Source organism: Pseudomonas sp. GD04091, from assembly GCF_029836165.1.
Classification (GTDB): Bacteria; Pseudomonadota; Gammaproteobacteria; order Pseudomonadales; family Pseudomonadaceae; genus Aquipseudomonas.
In genome coordinates this window covers 491025-507329 of record NZ_JAOEBG010000001.1, presented here as the reverse complement: position 1 = coordinate 507329, position 16305 = coordinate 491025, and the positions used below count along the sequence as shown (strand labels likewise).

Annotated in this window: 15 protein-coding genes; 14 read left to right on the top strand and 1 reads right to left on the bottom strand. The window is 63.6% G+C overall.

What is annotated here, in order from left to right; genetic code table 11:
* Positions 1-41 precede the first annotated feature (41 nt).
* From N7422_RS02410 to N7422_RS02350, 13 genes are all read left to right on the top strand, one after another.
* Positions 42-3311 carry a phage tail tape measure protein gene (locus tag N7422_RS02410; protein WP_279804968.1) on the top strand — a complete coding sequence of 1090 codons (3270 nt, stop codon included), beginning with the start codon at positions 42-44 and terminating at the stop codon, positions 3309-3311.
* Positions 3311-3649 carry a phage tail protein gene (locus N7422_RS02405; protein WP_279804967.1) on the top strand — a complete coding sequence of 113 codons (339 nt, stop codon included), beginning with the start codon at positions 3311-3313 and terminating at the stop codon, positions 3647-3649. The genes N7422_RS02410 and N7422_RS02405 overlap by 1 nt, the downstream gene beginning before the upstream one ends.
* Complete coding sequence (locus N7422_RS02400) at positions 3646-4395, top strand: phage minor tail protein L (RefSeq protein ID WP_279804966.1); 750 nt, start codon at positions 3646-3648, stop codon at positions 4393-4395. The genes N7422_RS02405 and N7422_RS02400 overlap by 4 nt, the downstream gene beginning before the upstream one ends.
* A gap of 2 nt (positions 4396-4397) precedes the next feature.
* Positions 4398-5153 carry a C40 family peptidase gene (locus N7422_RS02395; protein WP_279804965.1) on the top strand — a complete coding sequence of 252 codons (756 nt, stop codon included), beginning with the start codon at positions 4398-4400 and terminating at the stop codon, positions 5151-5153.
* Between the two features lie 30 nt (positions 5154-5183).
* Positions 5184-5516 carry a hypothetical protein gene (locus N7422_RS02390; protein WP_279804964.1) on the top strand — a complete coding sequence of 111 codons (333 nt, stop codon included), beginning with the start codon at positions 5184-5186 and terminating at the stop codon, positions 5514-5516.
* Between the two features lie 61 nt (positions 5517-5577).
* On the top strand, positions 5578-6183 hold the full coding sequence (locus N7422_RS02385) for a tail assembly protein (protein WP_279805098.1): 606 nt from the start codon (positions 5578-5580) through the stop codon (positions 6181-6183).
* Positions 6184-6239: 56 nt separating this feature from the next.
* Complete coding sequence (locus tag N7422_RS02380; protein ID WP_279804963.1) at positions 6240-9713, top strand: phage tail protein; 3474 nt, start codon at positions 6240-6242, stop codon at positions 9711-9713.
* Positions 9713-10015: a hypothetical protein gene (locus N7422_RS02375; protein WP_279804961.1), complete on the top strand. Its 303-nt coding sequence runs from the start codon at positions 9713-9715 to the stop codon at positions 10013-10015. Before N7422_RS02380 ends, N7422_RS02375 begins: the two co-directional genes overlap by 1 nt.
* A gap of 10 nt (positions 10016-10025) precedes the next feature.
* On the top strand, positions 10026-10880 hold the full coding sequence (locus tag N7422_RS02370) for a hypothetical protein (protein ID WP_279804960.1): 855 nt from the start codon (positions 10026-10028) through the stop codon (positions 10878-10880).
* Between the two features lie 9 nt (positions 10881-10889).
* Positions 10890-11738: a phage tail protein gene (locus N7422_RS02365; protein ID WP_279804959.1), complete on the top strand. Its 849-nt coding sequence runs from the start codon at positions 10890-10892 to the stop codon at positions 11736-11738.
* Positions 11738-12334, top strand: coding sequence for a tail fiber assembly protein (locus N7422_RS02360; protein WP_279804958.1), 597 nt, complete (start codon positions 11738-11740; stop codon positions 12332-12334). The genes N7422_RS02365 and N7422_RS02360 overlap by 1 nt, the downstream gene beginning before the upstream one ends.
* 58 nt (positions 12335-12392) lie before the next feature.
* A complete protein-coding gene (locus tag N7422_RS02355) occupies positions 12393-13031 on the top strand; it encodes a glycoside hydrolase family 19 protein (protein WP_279804957.1) in 639 nt (212 codons plus the stop codon).
* Entirely contained in the window at positions 13028-13540 is a 513-nt protein-coding gene (locus N7422_RS02350) for a DUF2514 domain-containing protein (protein ID WP_279804956.1), read from the top strand. The genes N7422_RS02355 and N7422_RS02350 overlap by 4 nt, the downstream gene beginning before the upstream one ends.
* Positions 13541-13885: 345 nt before the next feature.
* On the opposite strand, the gene N7422_RS02345 is transcribed toward N7422_RS02350, so the two are convergent.
* A complete protein-coding gene (locus N7422_RS02345) occupies positions 13886-14692 on the bottom strand; it encodes a phytanoyl-CoA dioxygenase family protein (protein WP_279804955.1) in 807 nt (268 codons plus the stop codon).
* 226 nt (positions 14693-14918) lie between these two features.
* On the opposite strand from N7422_RS02345, the gene N7422_RS02340 reads away from it, so the two are divergent.
* Positions 14919-16304: an amino acid permease gene (locus N7422_RS02340; protein ID WP_279804954.1), complete on the top strand. Its 1386-nt coding sequence runs from the start codon at positions 14919-14921 to the stop codon at positions 16302-16304.
* The last annotated feature ends 1 nt before the right edge of the window (position 16305 follow it).

Genomic DNA, 16305 nt, shown 5'->3' with positions numbered 1-16305 from the left:
ATCGCCGCCTCCGGGCGGCTTTTTTGTGCTTGGAGATATACATGGCCGATCAACAGGTCCAGGGGATGTTGGTTCAGATCGAGGCGACAACCGCCCAGTTGCGCCGCGAACTGGCCAGCGCCGACCAGGTGGTGGCGCGCAGCAGCCAAGCCATCGATCGCAACCTGGCGACGGTGGATTCGGCCTTCGACAAGGCGGGCGCGGCGGCTCAGGGTGCGGGAACGCTGATCCGCGGTGCCCTGGCTGCGGTTGCCGGCGCCGGCCTGATCGGCGGCATCATCAAGCAGGTCGATGCCTACGGGCAGATGGCCGACCGAATGGAAGCAGCTGCGGGAAGCGCCGCCGAGTATCAGGTGGTGCAGGAGCACCTGCTGCGCACTGCGCAGGAGACCTACCGGCCCCTGGCTGAGGCGCAGGAACTCTACATCCGTACCGCCGACGTGATGAGCAGCCTGGGTTTCAACACTCAGCAAACGCTCGATATCACCGACAGCTTCAGCTTCCTGCTGGTGACCAACGCCGCCGCGGCCGACAAGGCCGGCTCGGCGCTGGATGCCTACTCCAAGGCCCTCCAAACCGGCAAGATCGAGGCGGACGGGTGGGTTTCGATTCAGACTGCGATGCCAACCATCGTTGAAGCCATCGCGGCGGGTACCGGCAAAAGCGCCGATGCCATTCGCAAGCTAGGTGTTGAGGGCAAGCTGTCGCTGGACGACCTCAACAACGGCCTGCTGCGGACCGTCGAAGTCAACCGCAAGGCTGCGGCCGACATGTCCACCAGCGTCCAAGACGCCATGGTCAACATCAGCAACGCCATCGGCACCTTCCTTGGCGGCATGGAGGAGCGCACCGGTATTGTGGGCGGGCTGTCGAAAGTCCTGCTCGCCCTGGCGGATAACGTCAACCTGGTTGCTGTCGCCATGGGCGGCGCCGGTGTTGCCGCGCTGACGAACTACGTCGCGAAGGCTGGCCTCGCGCTCCAGGCCGCGCTGGCCGACCGTGCAGCACGCATTGCCCAGGCTCAGGCCGTGCTGCAGGCAGCCATTGCCGATCAGCGCAAGGCGCAGACCGCAACTATCTTGGCGGCCCGCGAGGCTGCAGCGGCACGCGGTACCGCCGTGCAAACAGAGATGTCGCTCCAGCTGGCCCAGGCCAGAACACGGGAAGCGGCGGCCACTGCGGCTGTTGCAACGGCACAGACCGGTTTGCGTGCAGCGTCGGCCGGCGTGCTCGCCATGATGGGCGGCCCCATGGGGCTCGCGCTCCTGGCCGGCACCGCAGCGGCCAGCTTCCTGCTGCTGGGCACCAACGCCGACAAGGCCAGCGTCAGCATCGAGGAACTGAAGAAGCCGGTTTCGCAGCTGCGGGAAGAATTCGCCCAACTCAACCGGGACCAGCGCGAAGCCTCGCTGGTGAAGTGGCAACAGGAGCAGATCAACGCCACCGACAAGGTGACGAATGCCTATGGCGACCTGGCCCAGTCGATCCGCCAGGCCGTTGTCACCGCGCCGGCCCGTGACTCTGGCGGACAATATGGCCAGCAACTGCGGGCCTACCAGGAGGTGGTCGACCGGCTGAAGGAAGCCAGGGCCGCCGGTACCGAACTGTCGCCTGTGCTGCGGGAGGTTGGCGATCGCCTGAACCTGCCGACCGCCACCGTGCAGCAGTGGATCACCCAGGCCGGCGCCGTCAGCGATGCCGACCAGCGTTCGGCGCTGATCGCTGAAACCCTGCGGGTGCTGACCGGGGTCACCAACGAGAACACTGCCTCGACCCAGGCGAACAACGCCGCGAAGGCCGGCATGACCACGGCGGGCCAGTCCTACTTGGACACGCTGCAGAAGCAGCTGGCCGGCCTGCAGGACAATGGCAACGCTATCAAGATCGCCAATCGCCACATCGCGGAGAACGCCGACCTCACCGAGACCGATCGGCAGGCGATTCTGTCCGCCGCGAGCGCGATCGAGTCGCAGAAGAAGGCCAACAAGGACGCCACCAGCGGCAGCCAGGAGCGCACCAAGGCGCTGAAGGACGAGATCAAGGCGCTGGACGCGATCATCGACAGGGCGCTGCCGGAGAAGAAACGCCTCGAGGATCTGGCGGAAGGGGTGAAGGGGCTGCGCAAAGCCCAGGACGCAGGAAAGATCACCGCTGCCGAAATGGAACTCGGCATCAAGAACCTCAACCAGGCCTACGCCGATCCGATCATCCAGAAGCGCGCCGAGGAGGAACGCAAGCTGGCCGAGCAGCGCCGCAATAGCGCCGAGGCCTACCGCAAGGCGATGGAGGTGGTGCTGCAGACCCGCCAGGACGCGATCAACGCGGACGTTGCGGGAGTGGGTATGGGTGACGATCAGCGCGAGCAAGCCGACCGCCTGAACACCGTGCGGCAGAAGTACGCCGACGCCCGCCGTCAACTTGAGGAGCAGCAGGAAGACGTGTCGCGTCGCCTGAGCCAGTCGGCCTACGAGCAGCGCCTGGCTGACCTGGCTGACTACCAGGCCCGCGAGCTGCAGATGGAGGTGGACGGTCACGAAGCCCGCCTGCAGGCACAGCGCGACTATCGCAATGGCGCCCGGCGCGCCTGGGCCAACATCCAGGCGGACGCAGCCGATATCGCGGGCGCGACAGATCGAACCTTATCTACCGGCTTCGACTCGGCTGCCACGGCCCTGTCTAACTTCGCCATGACCGGGAAGCTGAAGTTCAGGGACTTCGCTACAAGCATCATCAGCGACATGGCCAGGATTGCCAGCCAGCAAGCCGCGAGCTCTCTGCTCAGCGGCCTGGTAGGCATGGGGATTTCCGCCGCGGGCAACTACTTCGGTGGTGGCTCGTCGTCGCTGGGTTCGACCTCGGCGGGTTACGGGCCGGAGTACATGAACAACTGGCCAGGTGTCACCCAGGCCAAGGGCGGAGCCTGGAGCGGCGGAGTGCAGCTGTACGCCAAAGGCGCTGGCTTTGCTTCCAACACCATCCTCAACACGCCGACGGTGTTCGGTACGGGAAATGGCGGGGTCGGCATCGCAGGTGAAGCCGGGCCGGAGGCAATCATGCCGCTGGCCCGCGGCCCCGATGGTTCTCTGGGTGTCCAGATGGTCGGCGGCAATCAGGGTGGCGGTACCGTGGTGCAGGTGAACGCACCGATGCAATTCACCATGCAGGACCGCAGTTCGGAGGGCATGCAGCTGGATACCAATGCGCTCGGGCAGGCCATGCAGCAGCAGATGCAGAGTGTCGCCGAGCGTGTGGTTGCAGCCTCCTGGCGCCCCGGCGGCGTCAGTCACACCAACAGCCCAGGGAGGCGTTAATGGCGATCGAAACATTCACATGGCCGCCCGATGACGAGGCGACCTCGGACAACACGCTCAAGGTCAGGAAGTCGCAGTTCGGGGACGGCTACGTTCAGGTTGCCGGCGACGGGCTGAACGGGGAAACCGACAGCTGGTCGCTGACCTTCGGCGGCGTCGCCGATGAAACGCAACCCATCCTGACGTTCATTCGACGGCACAAAGGTTTCAAGTCGTTTCTGTGGACCCCGCCGAATGGCGAGCTTGGGCTGTATCGCTGCGAGACGTTCGGCACCCAGCGCCGGCCTGGTGGAATCCTTGCAGTCACCGCAACTTTTGAGAGGGCCTATCACCCATGAGCCTGATATCGCAGATCCAGAAGCTGGAGGCCGGCTCCGAGATCATGCTGTTCGAGCTGGACGGCTCCGACTTTGGCGCCGACATGCTGCGCTTCCACGGGCATGCCATCCCGCACACGGCTGCGGAGCTGGCAGCGGCCGGCGCCGATGCCGACCAGCTGCCAGCAAAGTCCATCTGGTGGCAGGGCAACGAGTACGGCGCCTGGCCCATGCAACTGGAGGGCATCGAGGCGAACTCGGACGGAACCGAGGTGCGCCCGACGCTGAGCGTGGGCAACGTCAACGGCAGGATCACCGCGCTGTGCCTGGCCTTCGACAACCTGCTGGAGTTCAAACTCACTGTTCGCCACACCCTGGCGCAGTACCTGGATGCCGCGAATTTCCCGGACGGAAACCCCGAAGCCGACCCGACTGAGGAAAGCCTCGAAGTCTGGTACATCGACCAGAAAATCGCCGAGAGCGGGTCGGTCGTGTCCTGGGAGTTGGCCAGTCCCGGAGATGTCGGTGGTGAGACAATTGGCCGGCAGATGACCCAGCTGTGCCACTGGGCCATGACCAACGGCTACCGCGGGCCGAACTGCGGCTTTAATGGGCCTTACTTCGACCTCGACGGCAACCCCACGGACGACCCGGCCAAGGACCAGTGCAATGGCTGCTTGGACACCGGGTGCGGGGTGCGCCACGGCCAGGGCAACCAGCTGCCCTTCGGTGGCTATCCAGCCGTCTCCCTGATCGCCAGGAGCTGATCATGTTGAAACACATACTTGCCGCCGTGCAGCAGCACGCTGCGGCGGAGTACCCGCGCGAGTGTTGCGGGCTGATCCTGGCTGTGGGCCGAAAGCAGATCTACTTTCCCTGCGCAAACGTGGCCACCGAGCCAACCGAGGAGTTTCGCATCGCACCGGAGCAGTACGCCGAGGCCGAGGACCAAGGCCAGGTGATCGGTATCGTGCATTCGCACCCGGACGCCACCAGCAGGCCTTCGCCGCGAGACCTGGCCATGTGCGAGGCCACGGGCCTGCCCTGGCACATCCTTTCGTGGCCGGAGGGCGACCTGCGGACGATCACGCCGACCGGCGAAACACCGCTGTTGGGCCGGCCTTTCGTGCATGGCGCCTGGGACTGCTGGCAGGTATGTGCCGACTGGTACCAGCGTGAATGGGGCCTGACCTTTCCCCGCTACGCCCGTGAGGACGGTTGGTGGGAGCAGGCGGCCGGGCCAAGTTTGTACGAGCAAGCCTACGAGGCGGCCGGGTTCTACCAGGTCAGCCAGCCGCAGCGCGGCGACATGATCGTCATGGCCGTGGGGCGCACCGCGCACCCGAACCACGCCGGCATCTACCTGGGAGGCGACCCCACGCTGCCAGGCGAGCAGGCCGAGCTGTACGGCCCCGGCCCATTCTTGCTGCACCACCTGTACGGGCGCCCCAGTGAAGTGATCATTTACGGCGGACCTTGGCAGGACCGTGCGCGCCTGGTGCTGCGTCATCGCGCCGTCAAGTGATACATTCGGCCCTTTCAAGGGAGGGATCACATGCGAATTCTGATTGCTGCTCTGGGGCTGGCGTTACTGGCGGGGTGCGTGTCTCCTGCGGATCTGGAGGGAAAGGGGCCTACCCTTGAGGCGCTCACCAGCAAGTCACCTAGGGATTTTTCCAGGTGCCTGACGCCGAAATGGCAGGACCTCAATAGCCGAGTAGCATCTACCGAGACCGAAATCGGTTACAGGATTCGCTTGGATATCGACATGGTTGGGACGCCTGTGATGGCGATTGTTGAGAGCCGAACGGGCGGCGCCAAGGTTCGCGTCTACACCAGGAACAGCACCTGGTCGGAATGGGTGCAGGTGGCGCGCAGCTGTATCTGACCTAAGCCAAATACCAAGCCTCCTTCGGGAGGTTTTTTTATACCTGGAGAAACTCATGGCAATGACCGTTGCGCATTATGAGCCGATGACAGATATCAAGCTCTCCTGCTCTCTGGCCCTAAAATTCGGGCGTCTTCATCGGAGAGCCCTGGACGGCGGAAGTACTGTTGAAGTGTTCAGAGCGCTCAATGCAACCGTTCCTGGCTTTGAGGCAGAAATCAGGCGTCTTTCTCAGCTCGGCATACGCTTTGCCATTTTCCGCAATGGCCGGAACGTTGGCCAAGATGAGTTCGAGCGGGGTGGGGTAAGAGAGCTTAGGATCGTTCCAGTTCTCGAGGGAAGTAAGCGTGGCGGGGTCTTCCAAACAGTTCTTGGTGCCGTCCTCATTGCGGTTGGCTTCGTTCTGTCCTTCACGCCCTTCGCCGGGGCATCACCGTTTTTGTATCAGGCCGGTGCGGCCCTGGCCATCGGCGGCGTCATCCAGATGCTCAGCCCGCAGGCCAAAGGCCTGTCACAGAGCGCAGCCCCAGAGAACCTGCCGTCCTACGCCTTCGGCAGCGCCAAGAACACAACCGCCAGCGGCAACCCTGTGCCGATCTGCATCGGTGAGCGCCGGTGGGGCGGGGCGATTATCTCCGCATCTGTCTACGCCGAAGACAAGGCGTAGCAACTGAAACGTCACCATGCCGCCTTCGGGCGGCTTTTTCTTGCCCGGAGGAAAGCATGGGCGCAGAACTTCAACCCGTAGTCAGCGGCGCCAAGGGCGGCGAGAAGAAACCGAAGGCCCCGTACGAGGCCCCCGATAGCCTGCGATCCACCAACATTGCCAAGCTCCTGCTTGCCGTGGGCGAAGGCGAGTTCGACGGCACGCCGACGGCCCGCGACATCTACCTCGACAACACCCCAATCGAAGACGGCAGCGGCAACGTGAACTTCCCGGGCGTGAAGTGGGATTGGCGATCTGGCTCGGTTGAGCAGGACTACATCCAGGGCATCCCGGCGATCGAGAGTGAGACATCGGTAGGGGTGGAGCTGCGCAGCGACCAACCGTGGACCCGCGCGCTCAGCAACACCAAGCTGTCGGCGGTGCGCCTGCGTTTCTCCTGGCCGCGCCTGCTCCAGCAGAGCCCGACCACCGGCGATACCAACGGCTACACCATCGAGTATGCCATCGACATCGCAACCGACGGCGGCGCCTTCGTCGAAGCGCACCGGAACGCAGTCAGCGGCAAGACCAGCAGCGGTTATCAGCGGTCCGTGCGCGTTGATCTGCCGGTTGCCACCTCGGGCTGGGTGATCCGCGCGCGGCGCCTCACGCCGAATGCCAACACTGGCACCATCGCCGACACGATGACGATCGCGGGCTATACCGAGATCATCGACCAGAAGCTGCGCTACCCCAACACCGCGTTGCTCTACATCGAGTTCGACGCCGAGCAGTTCCAGAACATCCCGTCGGTTACCGTGAAGTGCAAGGCGCGGCGCTGGCCGGTGCCGACCAACTACGACCCGATCACCCGCACCTACAGCGGCACGTGGGACGGCACTTTCAAACAGGCTTGGACAAACAACCCGGCGTTCGTCACATACGGGCTGTGCGTCGAAGATCGCTTCGGCCTGGGCAAGCGCATTAAGTCGTGGATGGTCGACAAGTGGGAGATGTACCGCATCGCGCAGTACTGCGACCAGTTGGTGCCGGATGGGGTGGGGGGGCAGGAGCCGCGCTTCCTGTGCGACATGAACCTTCAGGGCAAGGCCGAGGCCTGGACGCTGCTGCGCGACCTGTCGGCGATCTACCGGGGCATGGTGTACTGGGCACAGGGCGCGCTGTTCATGCAGGCCGACATGCCCCGGGCGCAGGACTTTGACTACGTGTTCACTCGCGCCAACGTCATCGACGGCGAGTTTACATACGGCGGGGCAGAGCGCAGCACGCACTACAGCCGCGCCCTGGTCAGCTACGACAACCCAGGCAACAACTACGACACAGACGTTATTCCTGTCACCGACCTGGCTTTGCAGCGCCGGTACCAGGATCGGCCCATCGAGATCTCTGCCATCGGCTGCACGCGCGCGTCGGAGGCTCAGCGCCGCGGCAAGTGGGCGCTGCTGAGCAACAACCAGGACCGCACCGTTACCTTCCGCACCGGTATGGAGGGCCGCATTCCGCTGCCTGGTCACGTCATCCCGGTGGCGGATGAGCTGCTGTCCGGGCGCCCGAATGGTGGCCGGATCGCCGCCGCAGCTGGGAAGGTCGTGACCCTTGACCGTGACACGCAGATCAAGGCTGGCGACCGGCTGATCATCAACCTGCCGAACGGCAGCGCTCAGGGCCGTACCGTTGAGTCGGTCGCCGGCCGCGCAGTGACCGTAACCACGGCATACAGCGTTCAGCCGGAGCCTGAATTGCAGTGGGCGATTGATGCTGACGACCTGGCGGCCCAACTGTTTCGGGTGCTCAAGACCTCGCGCACTGCAGAAGGCGAGTACGAGATCACCGCGCTGGAGTTCAACCCGAGTAAGTTCGCCGCGATCGATACCGGGGCAAAGCTCGAGGAGCGTCCGATCAGCGTCATCCCGGTGACGACGGTGCCGCCGCCGGCGAGCGTGACCCTGTCGTCTGACTACGCGATCAGCCAGGGTCTTGCGGTCAGCACCATGACCATCGCTTGGCCGGCAGTTGAGGGGGCCGTGGCCTATGACATCGAGTGGCGCAAGGACAGCGGCAACTGGATTCGCCTGCAGCGCACCGGCACAGCGTCGGTTGATGTGGTCGGCATTTACGCCGGCCAGTATCTCGCACGGGTTCGCGCTGTCAGTGCATTTGACATCACGTCGACCTGGCGCAGTTCGATACTGACCGACCTGAAGGGCAAGGAAGGCGCGCCGCCGGCGGTGACGTTCCTCACTGCGACCAGCGAGATCTTCGCGATTCGCCTGAAGTGGGGGCTGCCACCTGGCGCGGAGGACACCCAGCGCACAGAGATCTGGAGCAACCCGATCAACGACCTGGCCAGCGCCGCAAAGCTGGCAGACCTGGCCTACCCGCAGTCTGAGCACGTGATGTCCGGCCTGGCCGCCGGCGCATCGTTCTTCTTCTGGGCGCGCCTGGTGGATCGCACCGGCAATATCGGTCCGTTCTTCCCAGTACCGCCGACCGCCGTGCAGGGTATCGCCCAGACCGATCCTGGCCCGATCCTCGACATGATCTCCGGCGAGATCGACGAGTCGATGCTCGGCGATGAGCTGAAGAACAAGATCGACGGCCTGCAGGACCAGATCGATGCCCTGGACGGGCTGAAGGCGTACGACAAGGACCAGGCCTACGAAAAAGATCAGATGGTTGTTGTCGATGGCCGGATCTATCAAGCCAAGGGGCCGGTACCGGCCGATGCCTCTGGCGCGAATGCCCCGCCAAATGCCGCGCTGTGGCTCGATGTCGGCCAATCCGTCGAATCGGTCGGTGGCCTGGCCCAGCAGGTGGCGACCAACACGACAAAGATTGAGGAAGTCGACGGCAGGGTCACCGCGACAGCAGAAAGCGTGCAAGTTCTCCGGGCCTCCTCGCGCGAGGATGATGCCGAGGGAGATCTTGCGGGCGCCATGAAGCTGTGGACCTCGACTGCTGCGATCGCCCGTGAGCAGCTTGTTCGGACCACAGAGACCGACGCGCTCGCTCGCAGCTCGGAAACCCTCGAGGCGAAGATCGGCGAGACCGATGCTGCAGTGCAAACGGTCAGTGAGGCGCAGGCAGACCTCGAGGGTAAGGCAAGCGCAATGTGGTCGGTCAAGCTGCAGTTGAACGCGCAGGGACAGTACGTCGCAGCGGGCATCGGCCTTGGTATCGAGAACGGCCCCGCCGGCCTGCAGAGCACCTTCCTGGTGAACGCTGATCGGTTCGGTGTGGTGAACAACATCAACGGCACGCTCACCTCGCCATTCGTTGTGCAGGGTGGCCAGGTGTTCATCAGCCAAGCCCTGATCGGCACGGGCTGGATCACAAACGCGATGATCGGCGACACGATCCAGTCGAATGACTTCATCTCAGGCCAGCGCGGTTGGCGGATTCAGAAGAGCGGGGCGATCGAGATCAACGGAACCGGCACAAGCGGCGAACGGCTGACGATCACGAACAGCTCGGTGAACACGTACTACCCGAACGGCCAAGTGGCCACGAAGATGGGGATCAACATCTGATGGCCACTGGGTTTCTTGCCTACGCGCCCGACGGCACGCTGCTTATCGACATGACAACGTCAATCAGCCAGATGCTCGGGTACGTCGATACGGGGGCGGTGGATGGATCTGCAGTCCTCCCGTCACCGCCGCCAGGGCGGACGCTCTTCTATGCCGTCGCTGAGCTCAGCGAACAGGATCGCGGGCTGGGGAAACGACCAGGCATCACGCTGGTCGGCACCACCCTGAGCTGGGCTTATTCGTATGCGGGAGGGTGGGGCTTCTACTCGCTGAATTGCCGTATCCACTACGGATACTACTAAAGGGGGCAACGTGAGCGCAGGTTTCAGCTCATACCGGCAAGATGGGAGTGTTCTGTACGACACAAGCAAAGTGTCGTATGGGCTTCTTAAGAGTGGCTACTTGTCTCTCGTTACAGCCTGGCCAAGACTGTTTTTTAGATCCATGCAGCTTGATCCAAATGATCCAGCAAGTTGGTACGAGGGAACAGCAGAGCCTGTCTACGGGTTTTCAGTTTCCGGTGCAGTTGCGCCTATCGTGTTCATTGCCGGAAGTGGCTCGCAATGTGGCTCATCGAAAGTCGGTGATGTGACGACCTTTTACTACATCTCTGCCACGCCCTCAACGAAGTTCTATTGTTTCGACACGATGCGCGACAGTGGCCCGATAACCGGGTTCAAGGTCTGGCGTGAAGATGGCGTACTCACGTTCAACTCGAACCAGAGGCCGCTGAACATCGCGGGGGTGGCAACGGCACCGGAGCCTGGGCCGATTGTAGTTAGTGATACAAACTATCGAGGAACACCCTATGTTGGCGGCGTGGGATCTTGGGGGCCAATCTCTCCAGATGGCCCCCACAACATAATCAATCGTGTATTCGTGCCGATCAGTGGTTCTGAAGAATACGCAGCCTATGTCAACTTCACTCGAACCGCAGGTAAGGGACCAACCCAAGGCTACTACCAATACCTAGTCGCTCTACAGGAAGGGGCATACGGCGTGGCTGGCGGTGTAGAGTTCATGTTTTGCTTTGCTGCCAGGACTACCAACTTGCCAGCCCAGCGCGCTCCGGTTCGACTCGGCGCACTCTATTTCGACGTTCCAACAGACCGCTATCCGGTTGCCCTGGCAATTAAAACCAGCGGATACCCATTCCCATTCAACTGAGTACCTCATATGTCGTGGTATAGAGAAGGCACGGTGGCAATCACTACGGGCCAGACAACTATTGTTGGCACCGGTACGAACTTCGCCGCCAACAGCAGAATCGGGGATGCTTTCATTGGTCCCGACGGCAACGTGTATGAGCTGGCGAACGTTGCGAGCCCGACAGTTATCAGCATTCTCCCAGCGTATCAGGGGGCCACTGTCGGTAACGGCGTATACGGCGTGGCGCCGATGCAAGGCTATGTGAAAGAGGCTGCTGATCGGCTGCGGCAGCTTGTTGAGCAGTTCGGCGGCACGCTGGCACTGTTCGGGAATGCAACTGACATCGCTACGCTTCGGGCCAACATCGGTGCGGCGAAAAGTGGCGCGAACAGCGACATCACGTCGCTGTCGGGGATCACAACGCCCTTGAGCCTGGCCCAGGGCGGCACGGGCGGGGGAACTGCCGCCGCAGCGAGGAGCGGCCTCGGGCTGAAAAGTGCAGCCATTGCTGACGTGATTGGCCTGGCGTCGGCCGGTGCAATCATTGAGCGCGGAAGCAACTCGAATGGAAGCTACACAAAGTTCCTCGATGGGACGCTTGAGTGCTGGCGAACGCTTCGCTTGCCGAAGACGATGAACAACGCCTCCGGCTCGCTGTTTTTCAGCGCGCTTGAGCCTTCGTTCGCTTATCCGACGCCGTTCTCTGAAATTCCCACGATCAGTATCACGGCGTCAGGCGAGTTCGAGTGTTTCACTGTGCCCGCAGGACTCACAAACCAGGCAAATTGGCCGGGGGTGTATGTCGCTAGTCAGATCCTGAGGTCGTCGTCGGCAGTCATCGACATCTGTTACACCGCAAAAGGGAGGTGGCAGTGATGCGCATTTCACTTAGCCCGCAGCGCCGGGATGACAGCCTCATTGTGTTCCGCGACGGCGAAACGCTGTCGATCAATTCTGTGAAGTTCGACTTCGCCGATCTGCCTGACGGCGCGACGCTTCCTGCTGGCAGCGTTAGCTCACATTGGGTGTTCGGCGATGTTGAACGATCGTTCGGAGAACTGCGGATCACATTGCTGTTGCCGCACGCTGGTGATGCACCGGCAGAAGCGAGGTTTCCTGCTCCCGTCATCGACCCGCCAGACGGAGCGGTCGTGCTCCCTGGGCTTCCCCTCGGGCAGCCAGGCGCAACATCTCCGGGTGCGATCGACTGGTCAGCGGTGGTTACTGCAGAGGCGAAGGCCCAGGCCGCTGCTGCTGAGCTGCTCGCTGGCGTAATCGCTGAAACTGGCAGGCGCCGGCGTGCAGCAGATGAAGCCATCGCCCCGCTGCAAGATGCTGCAGACCTGGATGAAGCCACCCAGGCCGAGGCCCTGCGCCTTAAAGACTGGAAGCGCTACCGCGTGGCGCTGAACCGCCTGCCGGACCAGCCCGGCTACCCCGCGACGATCGACTGGCCCGCGCCGCCGGCCTGACCCGCACCGAACCCACCGACCGCCCGAGAGGCGGTATTTTTTGCCTGGAGAAAACTGCATGCCGATCACGGAGCAGCAGCTGCTGCAGATCCTTCCAAATGCCCGCCCTGTAGCGGGCATTTTTGTACCCACATTGAATCGCGCCATGGCGCGCTGGAAGATCGATAGCCCAGTGCGGCAGGCGGCCTTCCTTGCACAGGTCGGCCATGAGTCTGGACAGCTGCGCCGCCTGGTGGAGAACCTGAACTACAGTGCCGAGGGGCTGGCCGCCACGTGGAAGAGCCGGTACCGCAGTTCGGATGGCAAGCCCAACGCAAAGGCCGTTGCACTGGCGCGGAAGCCTGAAGCGATCGCGAACGACGCCTATGCTGGCCGCAACGGCAACTCCCAGCAGGGCGACGGCTGGCGGTACCGGGGGCGCGGCCTGATCCAGCTGACTGGCCGCGACAACTACCGCGCTGCTGCCCAAGCCCTGGGCCTGCCTCTGCTCGAGCAACCTGAACTGATCGAGCAGCCAGAGCACGCGGCCCAGTCCGCCGCCTGGTGGTGGGCCACCCATGGCCTGAACGAACTGGCCGACGCCGGCCGCTTCAGCGATATCGGCAGCATCATCAACACCGGCCAGCCGGGCAGGGTGCCGCACGGCGCGAACGAACGGAAAGCACTGTACGACCTGGCCGTGCGGGTGTTGGCGTGAACGGCTGGGGTGTGCGCGTGATCGCGCTGCTGGCCGTGGTCGGGTCGCACTGGCTCGTCTACCAGCACGGGCGATCTGTGGAGCGCACCGAGGCTGCAGCGGCATCAGCGCAGCGAGACAGCGGCGATCGCCTGGCCGAGGTGCTGGGCGAGCGGGGCGCCCGCGAGGAAGAACAACGGCGCGCCAAGGCGCAGGAGGAGGCGAGAGCCAATGCACAGGAACAACGAACGACTGCTGATGCTGGCGCTACTGACGCCGATGCTGCTGGCCAGCGGCTGCAGCACGACGCAGCCAATTTCGCCGCCACCGTCCGTTGCCCCAGCACGGATTCCGCCGCTATCGCCCGAGGCCAGGCAGCCACCCGCGCCGCGATGGTGCTCTCCGACTTGCTCACACGGGCTGATGAACGAGCGGGAGAGCTGGCGCAAGCTTATGACCGAGCCAGAATAGCCGGGCAGCTCTGCGAGCGGGAGTACGATGTCCTAACAGGCAGGCAAGGAATAAATTGAGGTTGGAATTTGGGTTGGCAGAACGCCGGAGGGGGGCTGTCTAAATCTGATCGAATGCTTCCCGGTTTTACTGGGCAAAAGTCGCTGCAACTCGCCAAACCGTATTAGACAGAATCGACGCATAGGCCGCTAACAGCGCGGCCTTGGGTTGATTTTCAACACTACTGCTGCATCATTGGGGTGTGTGCGGAAAGATCGGACATTCAAGGCCTTGGAGCTGAGCGTCTCAGACAAAATGCGAAACGCCCAAGTCTACAGGTTCTTGACCGTCGGGCACAGGCCGGAAAGGGGCTTGTGCCGCGAATACCAGGTCTCGCCCACCCGGGAGCGAGACCTGGCGCCGGTTCAGGCCTGGCCGCGGCGCCAGACCACCGGGAACCAGTCTTCGCGCATGCGATCGCCGTCGCGCAGGTCGATCCCCGGGAAGGGCGGAGATGTGCGCCCCGGCCGCTGCACATAGCGCACATCGTCGCCCATGAATCGTGTCGAGAACGCCCGGCGGCGGCCGGTCCCGGCATTGCCGGCGGCACCATGCACGGTACGGAAGTCGAACACCACGGCATCGCCCGGCTCCATCGCCGGCGCGAGGATCTGGTACTCGCCGTTCTCCACATCCGGCATGTCCATGAACAGGCTCTGGCCCTGCGCGTCGGTGGCAGCATAGAAGTCCTGGTTGCTGGCCCAGCGCTTGGGGCGCACCGGCTTGGGCCAGCGATGCGAACCGAGCACCACGCTGAGGGTGTTGCTGGTGCTGACCGGGTCCAGGGGGATCCAGTAGCTGGCGGTCTGCAGCCCGTCGACGCAGTAATAGGGCAGGTCCTGGTGCCAGGGGGTCGGTTTGTTGGTGCCGGGCTCCTTGACCAGGATGTGGTCGTGGAACACCTGCACCTGCTGCGCGCCCATCAGCTCGCCGGCCAGGCCCGCAGCGGGCGAATGGCGCACGAAGTCGGTGAAGGCGGGAATGCGCTGCCAGTTGCAGTAGTCCTCGAAGAACCTGCCGCCTTCGCCGGCGCCGACATTCTCGATGGCGAAGGCGCTGGGGTCGGCCAGGTTCTGTTCGAATCCTTCGCGCAACCGCTCGATCCAGTCCTTGAACACGCCGCGCAGGATCACCGCGCCGTCTCGCTGGAACGCTTCGAAATGGGAATTCATGGACAGCCCTCTCTTGTTGTAGTGGCGCCAGCATCGGCGCAGGAGCAGGGCGGGTAAATCACAGATTGCCTATGCGCCACTATAGCTATTCTGTATGCCCCACCTTGTTGTCTTGCTCCGCGATTGCCCGGTTAATGACCGGGCGCCCAGTGCTTCCCGGGCGTCGTGACACCTCCCGGGCGATAGCGCCCGGGCACCAGAACAAGAACAACGAGGAGTCCCTGGGATGAACGATGACAACAACCTGCGGCGGGGGCTTACCACCCGCCATATCCGCTTCATGGCGCTGGGCTCGGCGATCGGCACCGGGCTGTTCTATGGTTCGGCGTCGGCGATCAAGCTGGCCGGGCCGTCGGTGCTGCTGGCCTACCTGATCGGCGGTGCGGCGATCTACATGATGATGCGCGCCTTGGGCGAGATGGCGGTGCGCAATCCGGTCTCGGGCTCGTTCGGGCAGTACACCAGCCAGTACCTGGGGCGCTTTCCCGGCTTTCTCACCGGCTGGAGCTACGCGTTCTCGATGCTGGTGGTGTGCCTGGCCGACGTGACGGCCTTCGGGGTCTACATGGGCCTGTGGTTTCCTGACACACCGCGCTGGATCTGGGTGCTGGGCATCGTCTGCTTCATCGGTGCGCTGAACCTGTGCAGCGTCAAGGTGTTCGGCGAGATGGAGTTCTGGCTGTCGTTGGTCAAGGTCACGGCGATCGTCGCGATGATCGTCGCCGGTGGTACGGTGCTGCTGTTCGGCATTCGCCTGGGCGACGAGGCCGACCCGGTCGCCGGGCTGGCCAATCTGTGGAGCCACGGTGGGTTCTTCCCCAATGGCCTGGGCGGCATGATCGCCTCGTTCAGCGTGGTGATGTTCGCCTTCGGCGGGGTCGAGATGATCGGCATCACCGCAGGCGAGGCGCGTGATCCCAAGCGTGCGCTGCCCAAGGCGATCAACTCGGTGCCGCTGCGCATCCTGCTGTTCTACGTGCTGACCCTGCTGGTGCTGATGGCCCTCTACCCATGGCCGAAGATCGGCAGCCAGGGTAGCCCGTTCGTGCAGATCTTCAGCGGGCTGGGCATCGGTTCGGCGGCCACGGTGCTCAACCTGGTGGTGATCTCGGCGGCGGTGTCGGCGATCAACAGCGACATCTTCAGTGCCGGGCGGATGATGTACGGCATGGCCCAGAACGGTCAGGCGCCGTCCGGCTTCGCGCGGCTGTCGCGTTTCGGCGTGCCGTGGATGACCGTGCTGGTGATGGGCGTGGCGTTGCTGCTGGGCGTGCTGCTCAACTACCTGGTACCGCAAGATCTGTTCCTGGTGCTCGCCGCGGTGGTGACCTTCTCGATCGTCTGGGTGTGGCTGATGATTCTCCTGTCGCAGGTGGCGATGCGCCGCGGCATGAGCCGCGACGAGGTGGCCGCGCTGGAGTTTCCGGTGCCCTGGTGGCCGCTGGGGCCGGCCTGCGCCATCGTTTTCATGCTGTTCATCTTCGTCGTGCTGGCCTGGTTCCCCGACACCCGCATGGCGCTCTATGTCGGCCTCGGCTGGCTGGCCTTGCTGTCGCTCGGCTACTGGCTGTGGATCGCCCGCCAGCCGCGCCCGCTGGCTGCCGGCGCCTGAG

What these genes read in the sequence shown, in the direction of transcription:
- N7422_RS02365 (WP_279804959.1), top strand. Translation starts at nt 10,890, where the DNA reads ATGTCGTGGTATAGAGAAGGCACGGTGGCAATCACTACGGGCCAGACA.
- N7422_RS02340 (WP_279804954.1), top strand. Translation starts at nt 14,919, where the DNA reads ATGAACGATGACAACAACCTGCGGCGGGGGCTTACCACCCGCCATATC.
- N7422_RS02405 (WP_279804967.1), top strand. Translation starts at nt 3,311, where the DNA reads ATGGCGATCGAAACATTCACATGGCCGCCCGATGACGAGGCGACCTCG.
- N7422_RS02400 (WP_279804966.1), top strand. Translation starts at nt 3,646, where the DNA reads ATGAGCCTGATATCGCAGATCCAGAAGCTGGAGGCCGGCTCCGAGATC.
- N7422_RS02390 (WP_279804964.1), top strand. Translation starts at nt 5,184, where the DNA reads ATGCGAATTCTGATTGCTGCTCTGGGGCTGGCGTTACTGGCGGGGTGC.
- N7422_RS02380 (WP_279804963.1), top strand. Translation starts at nt 6,240, where the DNA reads ATGGGCGCAGAACTTCAACCCGTAGTCAGCGGCGCCAAGGGCGGCGAG.
- N7422_RS02345 (WP_279804955.1), bottom strand. Translation starts at nt 14,692, where the DNA reads ATGAATTCCCATTTCGAAGCGTTCCAGCGAGACGGCGCGGTGATCCTG.
- N7422_RS02395 (WP_279804965.1), top strand. Translation starts at nt 4,398, where the DNA reads ATGTTGAAACACATACTTGCCGCCGTGCAGCAGCACGCTGCGGCGGAG.
- N7422_RS02360 (WP_279804958.1), top strand. Translation starts at nt 11,738, where the DNA reads ATGCGCATTTCACTTAGCCCGCAGCGCCGGGATGACAGCCTCATTGTG.
- N7422_RS02410 (WP_279804968.1), top strand. Translation starts at nt 42, where the DNA reads ATGGCCGATCAACAGGTCCAGGGGATGTTGGTTCAGATCGAGGCGACA.
- N7422_RS02355 (WP_279804957.1), top strand. Translation starts at nt 12,393, where the DNA reads ATGCCGATCACGGAGCAGCAGCTGCTGCAGATCCTTCCAAATGCCCGC.
- N7422_RS02375 (WP_279804961.1), top strand. Translation starts at nt 9,713, where the DNA reads ATGGCCACTGGGTTTCTTGCCTACGCGCCCGACGGCACGCTGCTTATC.
- N7422_RS02385 (WP_279805098.1), top strand. Translation starts at nt 5,578, where the DNA reads ATGACCGTTGCGCATTATGAGCCGATGACAGATATCAAGCTCTCCTGC.